The organism is Nonomuraea sp. NPDC050153 (genome assembly GCF_044460125.1).
Taxonomy (GTDB): domain Bacteria; phylum Actinomycetota; class Actinomycetes; order Streptosporangiales; family Streptosporangiaceae; genus Nonomuraea.
This window is the reverse complement of record NZ_JBITJQ010000103.1, coordinates 1-1,026: the sequence shown is the minus strand read 5'-3', so window position 1 is coordinate 1,026 and position 1,026 is coordinate 1. Positions and strand designations below refer to the sequence as shown.

General features: G+C 57.4%; 1 rRNA gene. It reads right to left on the bottom strand.

From position 1 onward, the window contains the following. Nucleotides 1-1,026 (bottom strand): 23S ribosomal RNA (locus ACIBQ1_RS61875); the annotation flags it as partial.

Below are 1,026 nucleotides of genomic sequence, written 5' to 3'. Positions count from 1 at the left end.
TGGTCAAGTCCTCGGCCTATTAGTACCGGTCAGCTCCACACGTTACCGCGCTTCCACCTCCGGCCTATCAACCCGATCGTCTATCGGGAGCCTTACCCCCTCACAGGGTGGGAGACCTCATCTCAAGGCAAGCTTCCCGCTTAGATGCTTTCAGCGGTTATCCCTCCCGAACGTAGCCAACCAGCCGTGCACCTGGCGGTACAACTGGCACACCAGAGGTTCGTCCGTCCCGGTCCTCTCGTACTAGGGACAGCCCCTTTCAAGTCTCCTGCGCGCGCAGCGGATAGGGACCGAACTGTCTCGCGACGTTCTAAACCCAGCTCGCGTACCGCTTTAATGGGCGAACAGCCCAACCCTTGGGACCTACTCCAGCCCCAGGATGCGACGAGCCGACATCGAGGTGCCAAACCATCCCGTCGATATGGACTCTTGGGGAAGATCAGCCTGTTATCCCCGGGGTACCTTTTAGCCGTTGAGCGACACCGCTTCCACACGCCGATGCCGGATCACTAGTCCCAGCTTTCGCTCCTGCTCGACCCGTCAGTCTCACAGTCAAGCTCCCTTGTGCACTTACACTCAACACCTGATTGCCAACCAGGCTGAGGGAACCTTTGGGCGCCTCCGTTACCCTTTGGGAGGCAACCGCCCCAGTTAAACTACCCACCAGACACTGTCCCCGATCCGGATCACGGACCAGAGTTAGACATCCAAAACGACCAGAGTGGTATTTCACCAATGACTCCACCCGAACTAGCGTCCGAGCTTCCCAGTCTCCCACCTATCCTACACAAGCCGTTCCAAACACCAATGTCAAGCTGTAGTGAAGGTCCCGGGGTCTTTCCGTCCTGCTGCGCGAAACGAGCATCTTTACTCGTACTGCAATTTCACCGGGTCTGCGGTTGAGACAGCGGGGAAGTCGTTACGCCATTCGTGCAGGTCGGAACTTACCCGACAAGGAATTTCGCTACCTTAGGATGGTTATAGTTACCACCGCCGTTTACCGGCGCTTAAGTTCTCACCTTCGCC